The organism is Sphingomicrobium lutaoense, assembly GCF_014195685.1.
GTDB classification, from domain to species: domain Bacteria; phylum Pseudomonadota; class Alphaproteobacteria; order Sphingomonadales; family Sphingomonadaceae; genus Sphingomicrobium; species Sphingomicrobium lutaoense.
In genome coordinates, this window is record NZ_JACICF010000001.1 from 1,182,662 (window position 1) to 1,198,940 (window position 16,279).

Below are 16,279 nucleotides of genomic sequence, written 5' to 3' on the forward strand. Positions count from 1 at the left end.
TCCATGACCCAGACCGTCATCCTTTCCTATGCGCGCACCCCGATGGGCTCGATGCAGGGCGTCCTTGCCGATGTCAGTGCGACCGACCTTGGTGCCACGGCGGTCAAGGCCGCGGTCGAGCGGGCCGGGGTCGAGGGCGATGAGATCGACCGCATCTACATGGGCTGCGTGCTTCCCGCGGGCCTCGGACAGGCACCGGCTCGGCAGGCGGCGCTGAAGGCCGGACTACCCAAGTCGGTGCAGGCCACCACGGTGAACAAGGTGTGCGGTTCGGGAATGCAGACCGTCATCCAGGCCGACGAGGCGATCCGCGCCGGCAATGCCACGACCATCGTCGCGGGCGGCATGGAATCGATGACCAACGCGCCCTACCTCCTCAAGAAGCATCGCTCGGGCGCGCGGCTCGGCCATGATACCGCTTATGACCATATGTTCCTCGACGGGCTCGAGGATGCCTACGAGGAAGGCCGGGCAATGGGCAGCTTCGCCCAGTGCACCGCCGACGAATATCAGCTCACCCGCGAGGAAATGGACGCCTATTCGATCGAAAGCCTCGCCCGCGCCAACCGTGCGATCGCCGAAGGCGATTTCGAAGGCGAAGTCGTTCCGGTGACGATCAGCACCCGCAAGGGCGATGTGGTGGTCGATACCGACGAAGCGCCGGGTCGCGGCAAGCCCGACAAGATCCCCACCCTGCGCCCCGCCTTTGCCAAGGACGGCACGATCACCGCGGCGACCTCCTCCTCGATTTCCGACGGGGCGGCGGCCGTGGTCGTGACCTCGAGCGAAGCGGCCAAGGCCGCGGGCAAGGAGCCCGTTGCGACCATCGTCGCCACTGCGGCCCATGCGCAGGAGCCGAGCCAGTTCACCGTCGCGCCGATCGGTGCCATCGAGAAGGTGCTCAAGAAGGCTGGCTGGGGCGTGGACGAAGTCGAGCTTTGGGAAGTCAACGAGGCCTTTGCCTGCGTCGCCATGTTCGCGATGCGCGACCTCGGCATTCCGCATGAGAAGATCAACGTGAACGGCGGCGGCACCGCGCTCGGCCACCCGATCGGTGCGAGCGGTACGCGCATTCTCGTCACCCTGCTCAACGCCATGAAGAAGCGCGGCCTCAAGAAGGGTGTCGCGAGCCTGTGCATCGGCGGCGGCGAAGCCACCGCGATCGCGGTCGAGATGGCCTAGAGAAAGGCCTCGATGATCGGGCAGGGTCCGGCCCTGCCCGAGCCGCATTCGGAAGAAAGGTCCGCGAGGCGATCGCGGGCCTTTATCTTTTGCGCGATCTCGGCATCGAGCGCGGCGACCCTTTCGCTGGCCAGTTCGAGGATGCGCGCACGGTCGCGGCTGCGGTCGAGCGCGATCAGTTCGCCGATCTGGCCCAGCGTGAAGCCGGCTTCCTTGGCGCGGCGGATGAAGCGCAGCCGGTCGAGATGGTCGGCGCCATAGCGGCGGATCGAGCCTGCGCGCGGGGGAACATCGAGAAGCCCCTTGCGCTGGTAGAAGCGAACGGTCTCGACCCCGATGCCTGCCGCGCGGGCAAGAGAACCGATGCTGTGATTTTCCATTCTTGACTCCGTACCATGGTACCGGAGTTATGGCGATGGACAGCCTGAAGTCTTTTTCGAAAGGGACCCGACTGTCATGACGCACCATGAACTCATCAGCGCACGGACCGCGCGCATCTACCGGATGGTCAAGCCCGGCCATGTCTGCCCCTATGGCCTCAAGGCGCTGCACCTTCTTAAATCCAAGGGGTACCAGGTCGAGGATCACCCCCTCACCACCGCCGAACAAACCGATGCCTTCAAGGCCGAACATGGCGTCCGGACGACGCCGCAGATCTTCATCGGCGGGGCGCGCATCGGGGGTTATGAGGATTTGCGCCGCCACCTGGGGCTCAAGGTCCGCGAAGCGGGCAAGACCAGCTATCGGCCGGTGATTGCATTGTTCGCGATGACCGGGCTGGCGGCGCTGTCGCTTTCGACCTTCGTCTATGGCAATCCCCTGACCATCCGTGCCGCCGAATGGTTCATTTCGCTGTCGATGGTGGTGCTGGCGCTCCTCAAGTTGCAGGATGTCGAGAAGTTCTCCTCGATGTTCCTCAACTACGACCTGCTGGCCAAGCGCTGGGTGCCCTATGCGACGCTCTATCCCTTTCTCGAAGGGTTCGCGGGGCTGCTGATGGTCGGCCATCTTCTCAACTGGCTGTCGGTGCCCATCGCATTGTTCATCGGCACGATTGGCGCAATCAGCGTCTTCAAGGCGGTCTATGTCGAGAAGCGCGAGCTCAAATGCGCATGCGTCGGCGGGTCGTCGAACGTACCGCTCGGCTTCATCAGCCTGACGGAAAATCTGATGATGGTCGGCATGGCGCTGTGGATGGCCCGGATGCTCTTCTGAACCGTCGACTCCCCGACAGAGCCATTTTCTGCTAGAGCCGCCGCTTCACTGAAGCAGGGGAGCATGACATGAAGAAGTGGATCATCCTGGCCGGCGCGGCCACATTGGCGGCCTGTGCCGAGAGCAGCGACGTGACGGTCGAAGAGGAAAATGTCCTCAACGAAGCGGCGGCCACGACCGAGACCGAGATGATGTCGCTGGCAGGCACGACCTGGGAATTCACGCGTGACGATGTCAGCTATATCGAATCGATCGACAACGACGGCAATTACATCGCCGAGACCGCCGATGGCGAACATGCCGATCACGGGACCTATGAAATGGTCGACGACAAGGCCTGCTTCACCAGCGCGATGACCGAGGAGGGCACCGTCTGCTGGACCGTCAGCGATGTCGCGGTCGGCGAGAGCATGGTGACGACGAGCGACAAGGGCGAGGAAATCAGCGTCAAGCGCGTCGAATATCGCGAAATGTCGATGCCGTCGTCCTGAACGCGGCACCGATGACATGAGGGGGGCGGCCTTTCACGGCCGCCCTTTTCATTTTCAGTCGAAACGTTCGCCCTTGTCGACGCCCCACAGAGCGTCTTGCGCGATCCAGCCTTCCTTGTCGCCCAGTTCGATCCGGCAGGAAGAACCATCGCATTCGCCAAGAATGCCCACCACCCCCGGCTCGGCGCGGTAGCGCACGGGACTGCCCGCCTCGGCATCGAGACGGATGTTCACGGGCGCATCGCCGATCACCATGCCGGTTCGGCGGTCCGCGAGCAGCGACACCGCCATCCAGCCGACCGCGCCTTCGGGGCCTTCGATCTTGCGCCAATTGTCGTGACGCTGGAGCACCCGCACCGGCAGGTTGCGCCGCTGGTAGATCCAGACGCCGGGATAGGTGCGGCCCGGACCGGTTCGCATCATGGCCTTGCCGCTCGAGATCGAGGCCCAATAGGGCACCGTCCGGTCCTGCGCGGAAGCCGGAAGCGCGAGCGACAGAACCGCCGCGACGAGAAGGGCAAGAGCGCGCATCATGCGCCGGTCAGGATCCGGTCCACGAGCTGCTTCACGGTCGGCACGAACCCGTTCGAATAGAAGGGATCGGTCTTGAAGCGGAAGGCCGAGTGGCCCGCGAACATGAGGTTCTGATCGACCGGACCGCCATGAGCGATGTCCTGCAGCGTCTTCTGGATGCAGAAGGAGCGCGGATCGGCGAGACGACCCGTCGAATTCTTCTCATTGTCGGCCCAGCTCGAGAAGCTGCACTGCGACAGGCAGCCCATGCAATCGGCCTGGTCCTTGCGGATTTCCTTCATTTCCTCGGGCGTGACGAAAACGAGCGTGTCCTCGGGGGTCTTCATCGCCTCGGTATAGCCCGCGCCATACCATTCGCGGGCATGCTGGAGGTCGCCCTTGGTGACGAAGAAGTTCTTGCGGTTGCCCACGCCCACGTCGAGCGCGAACTTGTGGTCGCCCACCTCTTCCTTGGTGAAGGCGATCTGGCGCTGCGAGCGCGCTTCCAGATTGCGCAGGAAGCTGTTGCGAACCGCCGAGGAATAGAAACCCGTCGGCGAGAATTTGTGCAACAGCACGTCGCCTTCCTCGAGCGTCATCAGCTTGGCCTTCCACTCGGGCGGAATGGGGCTTTCCTGCGTGAGGAGCGGCCGGGTACCGAACTGGAAGGCGATGCTGCCCAGTTCCTCATTGTCGATCCAGTCGTTCCACTCGTCGAGCCGCCAGACGCCGCCTGCCATGATGATCGGCACGTCTTCGGAAACGCCTTCGGCGCGCATCATCTTGCGCAGTTCAGCGACGCGCGGATAGGGATCCTGCGGCTTCTTGGGGTCTTCGGCGTTGGACAGGCCGTTATGGCCGCCCGCCAGCCAGGGATCTTCATAGACCACCCCGGCCAGACCCTCGGAAAATTTGGAATAGGCGCGTTTCCACAGCGCACGGAAAGCGCGGCCCGAGGAAACGATCGGCAGATATTTCACGCCATATTGCTGTGCGATCTCGGACAATTTGTAGGGCATGCCCGCGCCGCAGGTGACGCCGTCGATCAGCCCCTTGCACCGTTCGAGAACGCCGTGGAGCACGCGCTGCGCGCCGCCCATTTCCCACAGCACGTTGATGTTGATCGCACCGCGGCCCGAGGCGATGTCATAGGCGCGTTCGACCTGCGCGGTGGCGCCGTCGATGGCATATTTGAGCAATTCCTCATGCCGACCGCGGCGCGTCATTTCCTCATAGACCTGCGGAATGATGCGCCCTTCGGCATCATAGCTGTCGGCATTGACCGCGCTGACCGTGCCGATGCCACCGGCGGCAGCCCAGGCACCCGAACTGGCATGATTGGTGGCGCTGACGCCCTTGCCGCCCTCGATCAGTGGCCACACCTCGCGGCCATTGTACATGATGGGCTTGAGACCCTTGAACAAAACACTCTCCTGAATTCTTCGCCTCGCTATAAGGCCGTGACTTTCCTACGGCAATTGCTGAAGCGCGTAATCGAGACCGATATCGACGGCCGGAGCCGACTGGGTGATCCGCCCCACCGAAATATAGTCCACGCCGCTTTCGGCGATGGCGCGGATCGTGTCGAGCCGCACGCCGCCCGAGGCTTCGAGCGGCACCCGTCCCGCGACCAGGGCAACCGCCTCTTTCAGCGTCTCGGGCCCCATATTGTCGAGCAGTAGCCGGTCGGCGCCCGCCTTCAGCGCGGGTTCGATCTGGTCGATGCGGTCCACCTCGACCTGGACTTCGAGACCATGGTCGGCGGCCTTGGCGCGCCGGACGGTGACGGCGACGTCGCCGCCGTTCACCGCGATATGGTTGTCCTTGACGAGGAGGCCATCGTCCATGCGCATCCGGTGATTGGAAGCGCCGCCCATGCGCGAGGCATATTTGTCGAGGAGGCGCATGCCGGGAAGCGTCTTGCGCGTATCGAGAAGCGTCGCGCCCGTCCCGGCGATCGCATCGACATATTGGCGCGTGACGGTGGCGATACCCGACATATGCTGCATGGTGTTGAGCGCTGATCGTTCGGCGGCGAGCATTGCCCGGGCATTGCCCGCGAGCCGCATCAGGTCCTGCCCCGCCGGAACCGCGTCGCCATCCTCGACCAGTTTCTCGATCCGCACCTCGGGGTCGAGCTTGCGGAAGAAGGCGATGGCGATGTCGATGCCCGCGACGACGATGGCTTCACGGCTATCCATGATCGCCTCGAAACGCGCATCGCGGTCGATGGTGCTTGCCGAGGTCACGTCGCCGCCCGACCCCAGATCCTCGGCCAGGACCCGATCGACGAAGTCGGCCAGGTCGAATTGCGCCATGCCCATATGCTCTCCCCGATGATTCACGGGCCGTCCCTAGGGCTTCCACACCGGTAGTGACAAGCGGGCGCAGCGATCATTCGGCTTCCTGCGCCAATTGGGCGATCACGCTCGCCGCACTGGCCTCGGTAGGCTGCCAATGCGCTTCGTCATGCTCGCGCACATAGCGGTGCTGGCGCCGCTCGACATAATGGTCGCCATCCCAGCCCATCACGCGGATCGCGCAGTCGAGGCGATTGGCGTGGATGATGTTGAAGCTGGGCGGCTCGGTCCGGATGCGGGTGGAAAAGGCCGTACCCGCCTGGATGGCAAGCGCGCTGCCGTCGCCGCGCGGCAGGTCGAGGGTGCGATGGACGCTCGAAGTATGGTTGTGGCCGGTGAGGATGAGGTCGATGCCTGCATCGTCGGTCGCGGCCACCGCTGCCGCCTGGTTCTGAATGGCGTCGCCGCGCTCGTCGCCGCGCGGGAGCTTCCACAGGGGATGATGGCAGACGAGGACGCGTAAAGCGTCGGCGGATGCCGTCGCGAAACGTTCGCGCATCAGGGCGATCTGGTCATCGGAAATCTTGCCATTCTTCACCACCAGCCCGCGCGCGGTGTTGAGCCCGAGGATCGCAAGGCCATCGCGTTCGAGCCAGGGATTGCGGTCCTCGCCCATGAATCTGTCCCAGCGCGAATGCGGCTTGATGAAGCGCTGGACGAGGTCGCTCGAGGGAACGTCGTGATTGCCGGGAACGACGAGGACTTCGTGGCCCCAGCCCTCGATCTTGTCGATCCAGGAGCGTGCCATCTCGAACTCCTCGGGGTCGGCCCACTGGGTGAGATCGCCCGCGCAGATCACCATGTCCGCCTCGGTTTTCTCGATGAGGCCTTCGACCGCTTCGACGATCGGCTGTTCGTGAATCCCGAAATGGACGTCGGAAAGATGGATGAATGTTCGCATGTCCCGTCAACGCATCAAGCGGCCTATCGTTCAGGCAGTGGCTGGTCTAACCAGAGGGCATGGATCGCACCGAGGCCAATAGCGGCACCCGTCCGGTTTCGGACCGGCTCCGCTTCGACGAGGCGGGGCTGGCCCGCTGGATGGAAGCGAATGTCGAGGGCTTTTCGGGGCCGCTCACCGTTCGCCAGTTCAAGGGCGGCCAGTCCAATCCCACCTATCGCGTCGAGACGCCGCACGGTGCCTATGTGTTACGCCGGAAGCCGCCGGGAAAGCTGCTTCCAGGCGCGCATGCGGTCGAGCGCGAATATCGGGTCATGAAGGCGCTGGGCGAGCAGGATTTTCCGGTTCCGCGCGTCCATGGCCTTTGCGAAGACGAAAGCGTGATCGGGACGCCTTTCTTCATGATGGACATGGTCGATGGGCGGATCATTTGGGAAGCAAGCTTTCCCGACATGGACCCTGCCCCCCGCAGGGCGCATTTCGACGCCATGAACGGAGTAATCGCGCGGCTCCATTCGATCGATCCCGAGAAAGCCGGACTGGGCGATTATGGCAAGGGCAAGGATTATGTCGCGCGGCAGGTCGCGCGCTGGTCAGCGCAATATGAAGGTGACGCGGAGGCCGGGCGGATCAAGGCGATGGACCGGCTGGTGGCGTGGCTGCGCGATCACCTGCCCGAGCGCGACGAGCCGGTGCGGATCACCCATGGCGATTTTCGCTGTGACAACATGATCTACCATCATGAGCGCCCCGAGGTGCTGGCGGTGCTCGACTGGGAATTGTCGACGCTGGGCGATCCCGTTGCCGATTTCACCTATCATCTGATGATGTATCGCATGCCCGCGGGGATCTTCACCGGGCTGAAGGGTCTCGACCTCGCGCAGCTCGGCATCCCTTCGGAAGAGGAATATGTCGAGCTTTATTGCGAGCGCACCGGGCGGGAGCGCTTGCCCGGCAAGGATTATCTGGTCGTCTTCAACCTTTTCCGGCTGGCGGCCATTCTCCATGGCATCAAGGGCCGCCTTGCGCGAGGCAATGCCTCGAGCGCGCATGCGGCCCAGATGGTAAAGGGCCTCGAACCCCTGGCAGAGCTAGGATGGTCCGAGGCCCAGAAAGCCACTCTTTAGAAGACAGGCTTACTCGCCGGTGGGGAAGCCCCGCCGTTCGAGCAGCGCCCGCACGTCCGGATCGCGGCCGCGGAAGGCCCGATAGGCCTCGGCGCGGTCGGTCGCATTGCCGGTCGAGAGGATATGGATGCGGAAGGCATCTGCGATCTTGCGATCATAGACGTCGCCTGCCGCTTCGAAGGCCGCCCAGGTATCGGCGTCCATCGTTTCCGACCAGAGATAGCTGTAATAACCCGCCGAATAGGCATCCGAGGAGAAGAGGTGATTGAACTGCGGCAGGCGGTGCCGCATCACCGTTTCCTCGGGCATATCGAGCAAGGCGAGCGTTTCCCGTTCGAAGGCGTCGATGTCCTCGACCCCGTCGGGATCGGTATGGAGCGCCATGTCGACCAGCGCCGACGAGAGATATTGCACCGTCGCATAGCCCTGCCCGAAGGTGGAGGAAGCCTCGATCTTCTGAAGCAGTTCGGCCGGCATCGGCTCACCGGTCTGGTAATGCACGGCGAAACGCTTGAGGATCGGCTCCGAGAGCAGCCAATTCTCATTCACTTGGCTCGGATATTCGACGAAGTCGCGCTGCTGCCCCGCAAGCGAGGGATAGTCCACGTCGACCAGCATATAATGGATGGCATGGCCGAATTCGTGCCACAGCGTCTTGGCGTCATCCAGGCTGATGAGCACCGGTTCGCCGGGAGCGGGCTTGTTGAAATTATTGTTGTTGGTGAACAGGCCCGGCTCGTCGCCTTCGAGCTTGGTCGAGAAGCGGAAGGTGTTCATCCACGCGCCCGAGCGCTTGCCGTCGCGAGCGAAGGTGTCGAAATAGAAGAGGCCGATGTTCTCGCCCGTCTTCGCATTGGACACATCGAAGGTGCGGATGTCCGGGTGATAGACCGGCACCGTTCCCGTATTCTCCGTGAGCTTGATGTCGTAAAGCTGTTCGGCGGACCAGAACATGCCTTCGACCATGTTGTTCAGCTCGAAATAGGGCTTCAGCTCGTCGGCCGAGAGGTCATATTTCGCTTCGCGTAGCTTCTCGAGATAGTAGAGATAGTCCCAGGGCTTGATCTCGCTGAGGCCGTCGGCCTTGGCGAAGGGCATCATTTCCTCGACTTCCTCGTCGACGCGCGCGACCGCTGCGGGCCAGACGCGCATCATCAGGTCCATGGCGCGCGACGGGGTCTTGGCCATGGTGTCCTGCATCCGCCAGTGGGCGTGGCTTTCGTAGCCGAGAAGGTCGGCGCGCTCGGCGCGCAGCTTCACGATCTTGGCGATGAGCGCATTGGTGTCATTGCCATCGCCATTGTCGCCGCGATTGACGAAATCGCGCCACACTTCTTCGCGAAGCTTGCGGTCGGTCGCGCCGGTAAGCACCGGATCGACCATCGAACGGGTGTTCTTGATGGCATACATGCCATCGCCCAGCCCTTCGCTTTGGGCGAGCGTGCGCGCCGCGCTCTTCACATCGTCGGGAACCCCGGCCATGCGCGCTTCGGGCACTGCGGTATAGGTGCTTTCGTCAGCGAGAACACGCTTGGAAAATTCGGAGAAGAGGCCTGCCAGTTCCTGGTTATAGGCCGAGAGCTGCTCCTTGCCTGCCGCGTCGAGCAGCGCGCCGTTGCGCACATAGCTTTCATAGCGGCGCGTGAGCACCCGTTCCTGCTGCGCGCTGAGGTTGAGCGCATTGCGCTTCTCATAGAGTTCCTTGATGCGCGCGAACAGCTTGGGATTGAGCGTGACCTTGTCATAGGCAGCCGACAGGCGGGGGCTCCACTTGGCTTCCAGTTCCTGCACCTCGGGGGTGGAAAGGTTGCTGGAGTAGAGGCCGCTGATCGCATTCACCCGGTCGAGAAGTTCGCCCGACAGTTCGAGCGCGTCGATGGTGTTGGCGAAGGTCGGCGCCGCCGGATTGTTGGCGATCGCTTCGATTTCGGCGAGATAGGCATTGATCGCGACCGGATAGGCGTCGTCGATCATCGAGACTTCATAGTCCTGCCACTGGGGCACGCCGCCATAGGGGCCGGTCCATTCGGCGAGGACGGGGTTCTGTGCCTCGGCCTCGGCTTCCATCCGGTCAGCGGCGGCGACGGCAATCGCTTCGGCCGACATGACCGCGGCGTCTTCGCCGATCGTGCCGCAAGCCGAGAGGCCCAGGATCGAGCCTGTTGCAAGCAAAAGTTTCTTCAAAATTTCCTCCGCATTCAAAAGTTTGACGGCAGGCTTAGGAAAAGCCGCCTGAATATTCCATGCATCGTTCGACGAACGACATCAGGTCCAGCACATGAGGCGGACATCCATGCCGACATTCTCCTGCCGTTTGCGCTCGATGAAGCGCGAAACTTCGCTCAAGGGGACCTTGTGAACGGTGATGTCCTCGCTGTCGGTTCCCCCGCCCTCGCCCACTTTCACGCAGTCATGGGCGCGCACGAGGTGGAAGCTTTCGCCCATCACGCCCGAGGAGGAATAGAATTCGCCCAAGCGCTGGATCCGGCCCGGGCGGTAGCCGGTCTCCTCCTCCAGTTCGCGCGCGGCGGCATCCTCGACACTGTCTTCCTTGCCATCATCGTCGCCGATCAGACCCGCGGGCAGTTCGAGGCAGTTGCGGCCCACGGGGACACGGAATTGCTCGACGAGAAGGAGATGGTCGTCGATCTCGGCAATGATCACCACCGCGCTCATCCCGCTGGTGCGGGTGACGAACTCCCAGCCGTCTTTCTGCCGCATCTCCAGATAACGGCCCTTCCATGCAATTTCGTCGCTCATAGCTCGATCAGCTTGTCCGGGATTTCGTTGGTGTCGTCGGACGACTTGGGGAAATGCTGCGCGAGCACTTCGCCGATTTCGGCGATAGCAGCGCTGATGCCGTCGACGATGCGCCCCTCCTTTACCGGGCCGAGCAACGCGATCATCGCTTCGGCCCAGGCGTCGGGTTCGACGACCTCGGTAATGGCATCGTCATGGACGATCTCGGCGCGATGTTCGCCCAGCGACAGGTAGATGAGGATGCCGGTTCGCCCGATGGTGCGCCGTTCCGCGCCCGATTTATAGACCTGGATCGCCTTGCGACGGACCCTTCGCGTCTTGGTCGATCCAGGGGTCAGCGCCATCCGCAGCGGCATCCAGCGCATCAGGAAGAGGACGAGAAGAAAGGTCGCGAGCGCGAGGCCCAGAAGCAGCGTCAAAAGCCCCTGAAGCGAGGGATCGGACCAGCTGTCGAACAGCCAGCCGTAAATTCGTTCGAGCCAGGTCGGAAAAAGCGCCATCAGGCCGATGACGAGGAATGCGCCGAGCGCCGACCAGTGGAGCGCGACGTCATGGTAGCGATCCGAATAATCGGTGGTCACGGCGATGATCTCGCCGTCCGATTTTTCCTCGGCGAGCGCGATCGCTTCGGAAACGCGGCGATGATCTTCCGCGGACAATTTCTGCATTACCATCCCCCCGATGCGCCGCCGCCGCCAAAGGAACCGCCCCCGAAGCCGCCTCCGAAGCCGCCGCCCCCGCCGCCGAAACCGCCACCGAAGCCTCCTCCGCCCCGCGTCGCCGAGCGGGTGATGGCGTCGAGGCCCCAAAGAAAGACCGCCATGTCGCCCGCGTCCATCCCGCGGCCGCGACGGCGGCGTCCCTTCTTGCCCTTGTAGCGCTTCCCGCCCGCGCGGCGCGCGATGGCGAGAAAGATGAACATGAAGACGAGAATATTGACGATGACACCCATCGCCGCCGCGCCCTTGGCGTCGCCCGACATCTCGTCACGCTGCGCCGCCAGTTCGTCGGCGCGCCGCTGCGCTTCCTCGGGGCTGAGTGCGAGAGCTTCGAGCATGCTGTCCACGCCTGCATCGATGCCGGCGGCGAACTGCCCCTGCTTGAACAGCGGCGTAATGTCGTTACGGATGATCCTGCCCGCGATGATGTCAGGAAGGAAAACACGGGCGCCATAGCCCGTGTCGATGCGCATCCGCCGCTCTTCGCGCGCGATCGTCAGGAGGACGCCATTGTCCTCCTCGGCATCGCCGATCCCCCATTCGCGCCCCAGCCGATAGCCATATTCCTCGATGGTGCGGCCCTGGAGGTTGGGAACGGTGACGATGTAGATGGGCCGCCCGCTGGCATCAAAGCTGGCCTGCAATTTGCGGTTGAGCGCGAGTTCCTCGGCATCGGTGAGAAACTGGCCCTGGTCGAGGATCCAACTGTTCTCGGGCGTCGGCGGAAAGTCGATATCCTGCGCATATGCAGGCTGGCCGAGCGCTGCCAGAAGCAGCGCCCAGCCCGCAAGCAAGGCGCCGAGCGGCCTATTCACCGAAATCGACGGTCGGGGCCTCGGTCGCGCCTTCGGCGGCTTCGAACGGGACCTTGGGCTCCGCATCGTAGAAGATCTTGGCACCGATCGCGTCAGGGAAAGTGCGGATCGTGGTGTTATAGGAGCGGACCGCCTCGTTATAGTCGCGTCGCGCAACGAGAATGCTGTTTTCGGTGCCTTCGAGCTGGACCATCAGGTCCGAATAGCGCTGCTGCGACTGGAGCTGCGGATAGCGTTCCATGATGACATTGCCGATGAGGCTGCGCGCTCCGGCCAATTGGGCCTGCGCATTGGCATAGGTGCGCACCGCATCGGGATCGGACAGCTGGTCGGGTGAAAGCTGGACGCTGGTGGCGCGGCTGCGCGCTTCGACGACCTGGGTGAGGATATCCTCTTCGCTGCCTGCAGCGGCCTTCACCGTCTCGACGAGATTGCCGATCAGGTCGTTGCGGCGCTGATATTCGGCCTGCAGGTTACCGAACTCGGCATTCACCTGTTCCTCGGCGGTCGGCACACTGTTGAGGCCGCAGCCCGTGAGGCTCAGCGCGGCAACCGGGGCGAGAAGCCCGTAACGTCGAAACATGGTCATGGAATCATTCCCCCAAAGATGACTGTATTACCATGATAGGTAGGTATTTTGCCCGCCCCTTTCAATGACGGGCGAATGACCTAAGATGGATTTTCCAAGGGATATCATCGGGGGGATCATCCATGCTCAAGGAATTCAAGGCCTTCATCGCGAAGGGCAACGTCATCGACCTGGCCGTCGCGGTCATCATTGGCGGGGCCTTCGCGCTGATCACCGCCAGCTTGACCGACGACATCATCATGCCGGTTGTCGGCGCCCTGTTCGGCGGCGTCGATTTTTCCAACTATTTCACCCTGTTGGGGCCGATTCCCGAAGGGTTCGAAGGCAATCCCAACAGCTATGCCGACCTCAAGGAAGCGGGTGCAGCGGTGATGGGCTGGGGCCAGTTCATCACGGTGGTAATCAACTTCCTCATCCTCGCCTTCATCATCTTCATCATGGTGCGGCAGGTGAACCGCTTCACGGCGAAGGAAGAAGAGAAGAAGCCTGCCGGTCCGAGCGAAAAGGACCTGCTGGCCGACATTCTGGCCGAATTGAAGAAGCGGCCCTGACGCCAGCCTGAGCGATCAAAGGGGGCGCCGCTTCTACGAGGGAAGCGGCGCCCGTTTTCCTACTGGGGCATGCCCGAAAAGCCCGCTGCACGGCGCAAGTCGTCGCCATCCATGACATAGCCGTCGCTGATCACCGTCACCACGCGGCGGAGCGCGCCGAGATCCTCGCTGACATCACCGTCGACGAGCAGGAGGTCGGCTTCCTTGCCCACCGCGATCGAGCCGGTGCGATCGTCGACGCCGACGAGCCGGGCGACGTTGATGGTAGCGGTCTGAAGCGCCGCGGCCTTGCTCATCCCCGCCTGTTCATACAGCTCGATCTCGCGCACCAGTTCGAGACCGTAGCCATCGGTCCCGGCGACGATCGGAATGTCATGCTCGTAGAGCTTGCCGATGAGGTCGAGCATCTTCTTGTAGCTGGCGCGCATGTCGTCGCGGGTGACGTCGCCGAACAAGGGATAGCCGCCTGCCGTCAGGCTGCGCTCGAATACCGCGGGCAGGGTGCCGGCATAGGGTTGGTAGGCCGGGGCCAGCTGGGGATCGGTATAGGTGAAGCTCCCTTCGAAGAGCATGATGGTGGGATCGACCCAGGTGCCCTTTTCCTTCAGGAGAGCGAAGAAATCGCGCATCACCGGGCTGTCGAGATCGACGTCCTTGGCATATTGGGCGGGCCCTTCGAAGCGTGCGGCGGTGTTCGAGACATCGACCACACTTCTGGGCAAGTCTTCCATGATGATGAAGTTGAGATGGGTGACTTCGTCATAGCCCGCCTTCACCGCTTCGGAAGGGCGCATGGTGGCGGGGACATGACCGAGCACGTTGAGGCCGAGGCGATGGGCCTCGGCGGCAGCGGGGGCAATCCATTCGGGCTTCATCGAGGTGTAGAATTTTACGCCCCACAGCCCGTTCTCGGCGGATTTCCGGACCGCCGCGATCGCTTCTTCCTCGCTTGAAACCAGGTCGGCGCCCTGCGCCGATAGGGGATGCTTCTGGTCGATGATGATCGTGCCATAGATTTCGGGCGCGACGATCCGGCCTTCGGCGCGCGCTTCGGTCGCGCCGAGTAGTTCGCGCAGGCCGTTGCCGGGGCTGCGGATGCCCGTCATCCCGGTTGCGACATTGGCGAGCAGGTCATAGCCGTTCGAGAAATGCTTGTGCGCGTCCCACAGGCCCGGTGTGAGCGTCTTGCCCGCACCGTCGATGCGCCGCGCGCCTTCGGGAAGAGTAAGCGATCCGGCAAGGCCGATGGCGGCGATGCGGCCATCCTTCACCAGCACCGAGCGGCCTTCGAGAAATTGCCCGCGATCGGCATCGAACATCGCGACATTGTCGATGAGCACGGGCGCGCGCGCTTCCTCGGTCAGAAAGCGCTTGGCGATATCGGCGGTGGCCTGGGCAGCAGCCTCTTCCTGCACTTGCTGAAGCGCGAGGAAATGTTCCTCATAGCCTGCGCGCATCAAGCCCATATAGTCGATGGTCGCGAAGTGGCGGCCCTGCTCGTCGAGCCAGATCGGCACGGGCGTGGCCTGAAGCCCTTCGATGAACATTAGCCGCGCACGGACATCGCCGTCGCTGTCCTCGATGGGAACCACCGGGCCTTCGACAAGGCGCGCCTTGCCCGACGGCAGGAGATCGACCTCGCCACTTTCCCGGACCAGATATTCGGCGAGCAGGCCGAGCATCGACTGCGGCCCTCCGCGCGACAGATAGAAACCTTCGCCATCTTCGGCGGAGCCGCGATCGGCGCCCGAATCCCAGACGAGCCGTCCGTCATTGCTTCGCAGGCTTTCGGCCGCATCCCCCGCAGGGGTGATGCCGCGGATCGTGATCGCGCAGGGACGGCGATCCTCGCAGAGAGTCACCGCCGCGTCGGTCTGGGTGATCCAGCCGCGCAGGCTCTGTGCCTTGCGGAAGGCGATGGCGCCGTCCTCGCGCACCCAGCGCCATTCGTCGCCATGCGTATTGCTTTCCGAAACGATCACGAAGCGATCGGCATTTTCGGGCGGCCTCATTAACTGGTCGGCGGGCACGGGCGCGGCATGGGCCGTTCCCGCAAGCAGCATGGTAGCAAGAAGGAAAGGCCGTCGTGTCATCGCAGGGTCTCCACTGGATCCAGGTGTTCGGCGGGGACGATGGACCGGGTTTGGCGGGGTGGCAATGGCTGTTTCGTGCGCCCCGCCCGCTGCCTCTTTGCCTTGACGACCGGCAATCTTCCAAAGGGGGATGTTCACCTGTGTTAATTTTTTGTATAACGCGCGGCTTCGAGAGGAAGATTGCAGGGGACGAAGGTCATGGTGAAAAAAATTCTCGCAGCGGCGAGCGGCGTGGCGATGATGTCGGCGATGGTCGTGAGCAGCGCCAATGCCTCGGTGCGCCCGGCGGCGGCAGTGCCGGTGATGGCCAGCAGCAGCGCAACCGTCCAGGTGCATGACGATGATGGCCATGACGAAATCTACTGGATCATCGGCGCAGGCATATTGATCGGGGCAATCCTGCTCGTCCTCGCCTTTGATGACGATGATGACGAGGATCTGCCGCTCAGCCTCGCCTGAGGGGCGCCTGCCTGTCGTGATGGAAAGTGGAGGGTTTCTGTTGCCCGGTACCCTCCGGACCGCTGGAATCCCCTTCTGTTGCCCGGTGGGGTCCGACCGCGCTTAATACCTTGTAACCTTAGTCGTTAGACCGTCGGTTACGCAGCAATAGCGAGCGCCTCGTTATCGTTGGCACTTGTGAAAATGAGCCGTCGCGGTGGTCTCATACCGATCGGCAACCGAGCCTTTACTGCATTCGTCGATCCTGTTTCGCCCCCATCAGCAACCGCGTCCGGGCCTTCGAAGGCCTCGCGGCTGGTGGTGGAGGCGCCGGGGTACTGCCCCCCGGGTCCGATATGCCTATTCCACTCGATACTCTACCGACATAGCCGGAAAACCGGCACCTCCAGAGATAGGGATTGCGCTTCGTCCGCGCAAGATGCAGCCTGCATCGTTTCGGGGGGAACCATGCCCTTCGCGTTTCGTTGGAAACGCCTTGAAGGGGGAGGAAAACTAGCCCCGCTG

17 protein-coding genes and 1 other RNA gene are annotated in these 16,279 nt (G+C 63.0%); 6 read left to right on the forward strand and 12 right to left on the reverse strand.

Going from position 1 to position 16,279, the window contains the following annotated elements:
* Window positions 1-3: 3 nt before the first annotated feature.
* Complete coding sequence (locus FHS50_RS05795) at window positions 4-1,182, forward strand: thiolase family protein (RefSeq protein ID WP_183933399.1); 1,179 nt, start codon at window positions 4-6, stop codon at window positions 1,180-1,182.
* On the opposite strand, the gene FHS50_RS05800 is transcribed toward FHS50_RS05795, so the two are convergent.
* Entirely contained in the window at window positions 1,179-1,562 is a 384-nt protein-coding gene (locus FHS50_RS05800) for a MerR family transcriptional regulator (protein WP_183933400.1), read from the reverse strand. The two genes, FHS50_RS05795 and FHS50_RS05800, sit on opposite strands and share 4 nt — an antisense overlap.
* Window positions 1,563-1,638: 76 nt before the next feature.
* Between FHS50_RS05800 and FHS50_RS05805 the strand changes: the two genes are divergently transcribed.
* Both FHS50_RS05805 and FHS50_RS05810 read left to right on the forward strand, forming a co-directional pair.
* Window positions 1,639-2,397, forward strand: coding sequence for a glutaredoxin family protein (locus FHS50_RS05805; RefSeq protein ID WP_246332962.1), 759 nt, complete (start codon window positions 1,639-1,641; stop codon window positions 2,395-2,397).
* A gap of 68 nt (window positions 2,398-2,465) precedes the next feature.
* Window positions 2,466-2,888 carry a hypothetical protein gene (locus FHS50_RS05810; RefSeq protein WP_183933401.1) on the forward strand — a complete coding sequence of 141 codons (423 nt, stop codon included), beginning with the start codon at window positions 2,466-2,468 and terminating at the stop codon, window positions 2,886-2,888.
* Between the two features lie 54 nt (window positions 2,889-2,942).
* Here FHS50_RS05810 and FHS50_RS05815 read toward each other — a convergent pair whose 3' ends face one another.
* From FHS50_RS05815 to FHS50_RS05830, 4 genes are all read right to left on the reverse strand, one after another.
* Entirely contained in the window at window positions 2,943-3,422 is a 480-nt protein-coding gene (locus tag FHS50_RS05815) for an SH3 domain-containing protein (protein WP_183933402.1), read from the reverse strand.
* Complete coding sequence (locus FHS50_RS05820) at window positions 3,419-4,825, reverse strand: NAD(P)H-dependent flavin oxidoreductase (protein ID WP_183933403.1); 1,407 nt, start codon at window positions 4,823-4,825, stop codon at window positions 3,419-3,421. The genes FHS50_RS05815 and FHS50_RS05820 overlap by 4 nt, the downstream gene beginning before the upstream one ends.
* 45 nt (window positions 4,826-4,870) lie before the next feature.
* Window positions 4,871-5,719: a carboxylating nicotinate-nucleotide diphosphorylase gene (nadC, locus tag FHS50_RS05825; RefSeq protein WP_183933404.1), complete on the reverse strand. Its 849-nt coding sequence runs from the start codon at window positions 5,717-5,719 to the stop codon at window positions 4,871-4,873.
* A 76-nt stretch (window positions 5,720-5,795) separates the two neighbouring features.
* The gene (locus tag FHS50_RS05830) at window positions 5,796-6,662 is read right to left on the reverse strand and encodes a metallophosphoesterase family protein (protein ID WP_183933405.1); all 867 of its coding nucleotides are present in this window, start codon (window positions 6,660-6,662) and stop codon (window positions 5,796-5,798) included.
* Window positions 6,663-6,721: 59 nt separating this feature from the next.
* On the opposite strand from FHS50_RS05830, the gene FHS50_RS05835 reads away from it, so the two are divergent.
* On the forward strand, window positions 6,722-7,789 hold the full coding sequence (locus FHS50_RS05835; protein WP_183933406.1) for a phosphotransferase family protein: 1,068 nt from the start codon (window positions 6,722-6,724) through the stop codon (window positions 7,787-7,789).
* A 9-nt stretch (window positions 7,790-7,798) separates the two neighbouring features.
* Here the strand turns inward: FHS50_RS05835 and FHS50_RS05840 are convergent, their stop codons facing one another.
* The 5 genes from FHS50_RS05840 to FHS50_RS05860 form a co-directional block, all read right to left on the reverse strand.
* Complete coding sequence (locus FHS50_RS05840; RefSeq protein WP_246332964.1) at window positions 7,799-9,973, reverse strand: M3 family metallopeptidase; 2,175 nt, start codon at window positions 9,971-9,973, stop codon at window positions 7,799-7,801.
* Window positions 9,974-10,054: 81 nt separating this feature from the next.
* Complete coding sequence (locus FHS50_RS05845) at window positions 10,055-10,549, reverse strand: NUDIX hydrolase (protein WP_183933407.1); 495 nt, start codon at window positions 10,547-10,549, stop codon at window positions 10,055-10,057.
* Window positions 10,546-11,217, reverse strand: coding sequence for a TPM domain-containing protein (locus FHS50_RS05850; RefSeq protein ID WP_183933408.1), 672 nt, complete (start codon window positions 11,215-11,217; stop codon window positions 10,546-10,548). Before FHS50_RS05850 ends, FHS50_RS05845 begins: the two co-directional genes overlap by 4 nt.
* Complete coding sequence (locus tag FHS50_RS05855) at window positions 11,217-12,083, reverse strand: TPM domain-containing protein (protein ID WP_183933409.1); 867 nt, start codon at window positions 12,081-12,083, stop codon at window positions 11,217-11,219. The genes FHS50_RS05850 and FHS50_RS05855 overlap by 1 nt, the downstream gene beginning before the upstream one ends.
* Window positions 12,076-12,672, reverse strand: coding sequence for a LemA family protein (locus FHS50_RS05860; RefSeq protein ID WP_183933410.1), 597 nt, complete (start codon window positions 12,670-12,672; stop codon window positions 12,076-12,078). Before FHS50_RS05860 ends, FHS50_RS05855 begins: the two co-directional genes overlap by 8 nt.
* A 122-nt stretch (window positions 12,673-12,794) precedes the next feature.
* Here FHS50_RS05860 and mscL point away from each other — a divergent pair, with 122 nt between their 5' ends.
* On the forward strand, window positions 12,795-13,223 hold the full coding sequence (gene mscL / locus FHS50_RS05865) for a large conductance mechanosensitive channel protein MscL (protein ID WP_183933411.1): 429 nt from the start codon (window positions 12,795-12,797) through the stop codon (window positions 13,221-13,223).
* A 59-nt stretch (window positions 13,224-13,282) separates the two neighbouring features.
* Here the strand turns inward: mscL and FHS50_RS05870 are convergent, their stop codons facing one another.
* A complete protein-coding gene (locus FHS50_RS05870; protein ID WP_183933412.1) occupies window positions 13,283-15,316 on the reverse strand; it encodes an amidohydrolase family protein in 2,034 nt (677 codons plus the stop codon).
* A gap of 198 nt (window positions 15,317-15,514) precedes the next feature.
* Between FHS50_RS05870 and FHS50_RS05875 the strand changes: the two genes are divergently transcribed.
* Entirely contained in the window at window positions 15,515-15,775 is a 261-nt protein-coding gene (locus FHS50_RS05875) for a hypothetical protein (RefSeq protein ID WP_183933413.1), read from the forward strand.
* A 64-nt stretch (window positions 15,776-15,839) separates the two neighbouring features.
* Here FHS50_RS05875 and ssrA read toward each other — a convergent pair.
* Window positions 15,840-16,196: a transfer-messenger RNA gene (gene ssrA, locus FHS50_RS05880) on the reverse strand.
* Window positions 16,197-16,279: the final 83 nt, after the last annotated feature.

What these genes read in the sequence shown, in the direction of transcription:
- FHS50_RS05800 (WP_183933400.1), bottom strand. Translation starts at nt 1,562, where the DNA reads ATGGAAAATCACAGCATCGGTTCTCTTGCCCGCGCGGCAGGCATCGGG.
- mscL (WP_183933411.1), top strand. Translation starts at nt 12,795, where the DNA reads ATGCTCAAGGAATTCAAGGCCTTCATCGCGAAGGGCAACGTCATCGAC.
- FHS50_RS05830 (WP_183933405.1), bottom strand. Translation starts at nt 6,662, where the DNA reads ATGCGAACATTCATCCATCTTTCCGACGTCCATTTCGGGATTCACGAA.
- FHS50_RS05835 (WP_183933406.1), top strand. Translation starts at nt 6,722, where the DNA reads ATGGATCGCACCGAGGCCAATAGCGGCACCCGTCCGGTTTCGGACCGG.
- FHS50_RS05875 (WP_183933413.1), top strand. Translation starts at nt 15,515, where the DNA reads ATGGTGAAAAAAATTCTCGCAGCGGCGAGCGGCGTGGCGATGATGTCG.
- FHS50_RS05805 (WP_246332962.1), top strand. Translation starts at nt 1,639, where the DNA reads ATGACGCACCATGAACTCATCAGCGCACGGACCGCGCGCATCTACCGG.
- FHS50_RS05860 (WP_183933410.1), bottom strand. Translation starts at nt 12,672, where the DNA reads ATGACCATGTTTCGACGTTACGGGCTTCTCGCCCCGGTTGCCGCGCTG.
- FHS50_RS05870 (WP_183933412.1), bottom strand. Translation starts at nt 15,316, where the DNA reads ATGACACGACGGCCTTTCCTTCTTGCTACCATGCTGCTTGCGGGAACG.
- FHS50_RS05845 (WP_183933407.1), bottom strand. Translation starts at nt 10,549, where the DNA reads ATGAGCGACGAAATTGCATGGAAGGGCCGTTATCTGGAGATGCGGCAG.
- FHS50_RS05810 (WP_183933401.1), top strand. Translation starts at nt 2,466, where the DNA reads ATGAAGAAGTGGATCATCCTGGCCGGCGCGGCCACATTGGCGGCCTGT.
- FHS50_RS05795 (WP_183933399.1), top strand. Translation starts at nt 4, where the DNA reads ATGACCCAGACCGTCATCCTTTCCTATGCGCGCACCCCGATGGGCTCG.
- nadC (WP_183933404.1), bottom strand. Translation starts at nt 5,719, where the DNA reads ATGGCGCAATTCGACCTGGCCGACTTCGTCGATCGGGTCCTGGCCGAG.
- FHS50_RS05815 (WP_183933402.1), bottom strand. Translation starts at nt 3,422, where the DNA reads ATGATGCGCGCTCTTGCCCTTCTCGTCGCGGCGGTTCTGTCGCTCGCG.
- FHS50_RS05850 (WP_183933408.1), bottom strand. Translation starts at nt 11,217, where the DNA reads ATGCAGAAATTGTCCGCGGAAGATCATCGCCGCGTTTCCGAAGCGATC.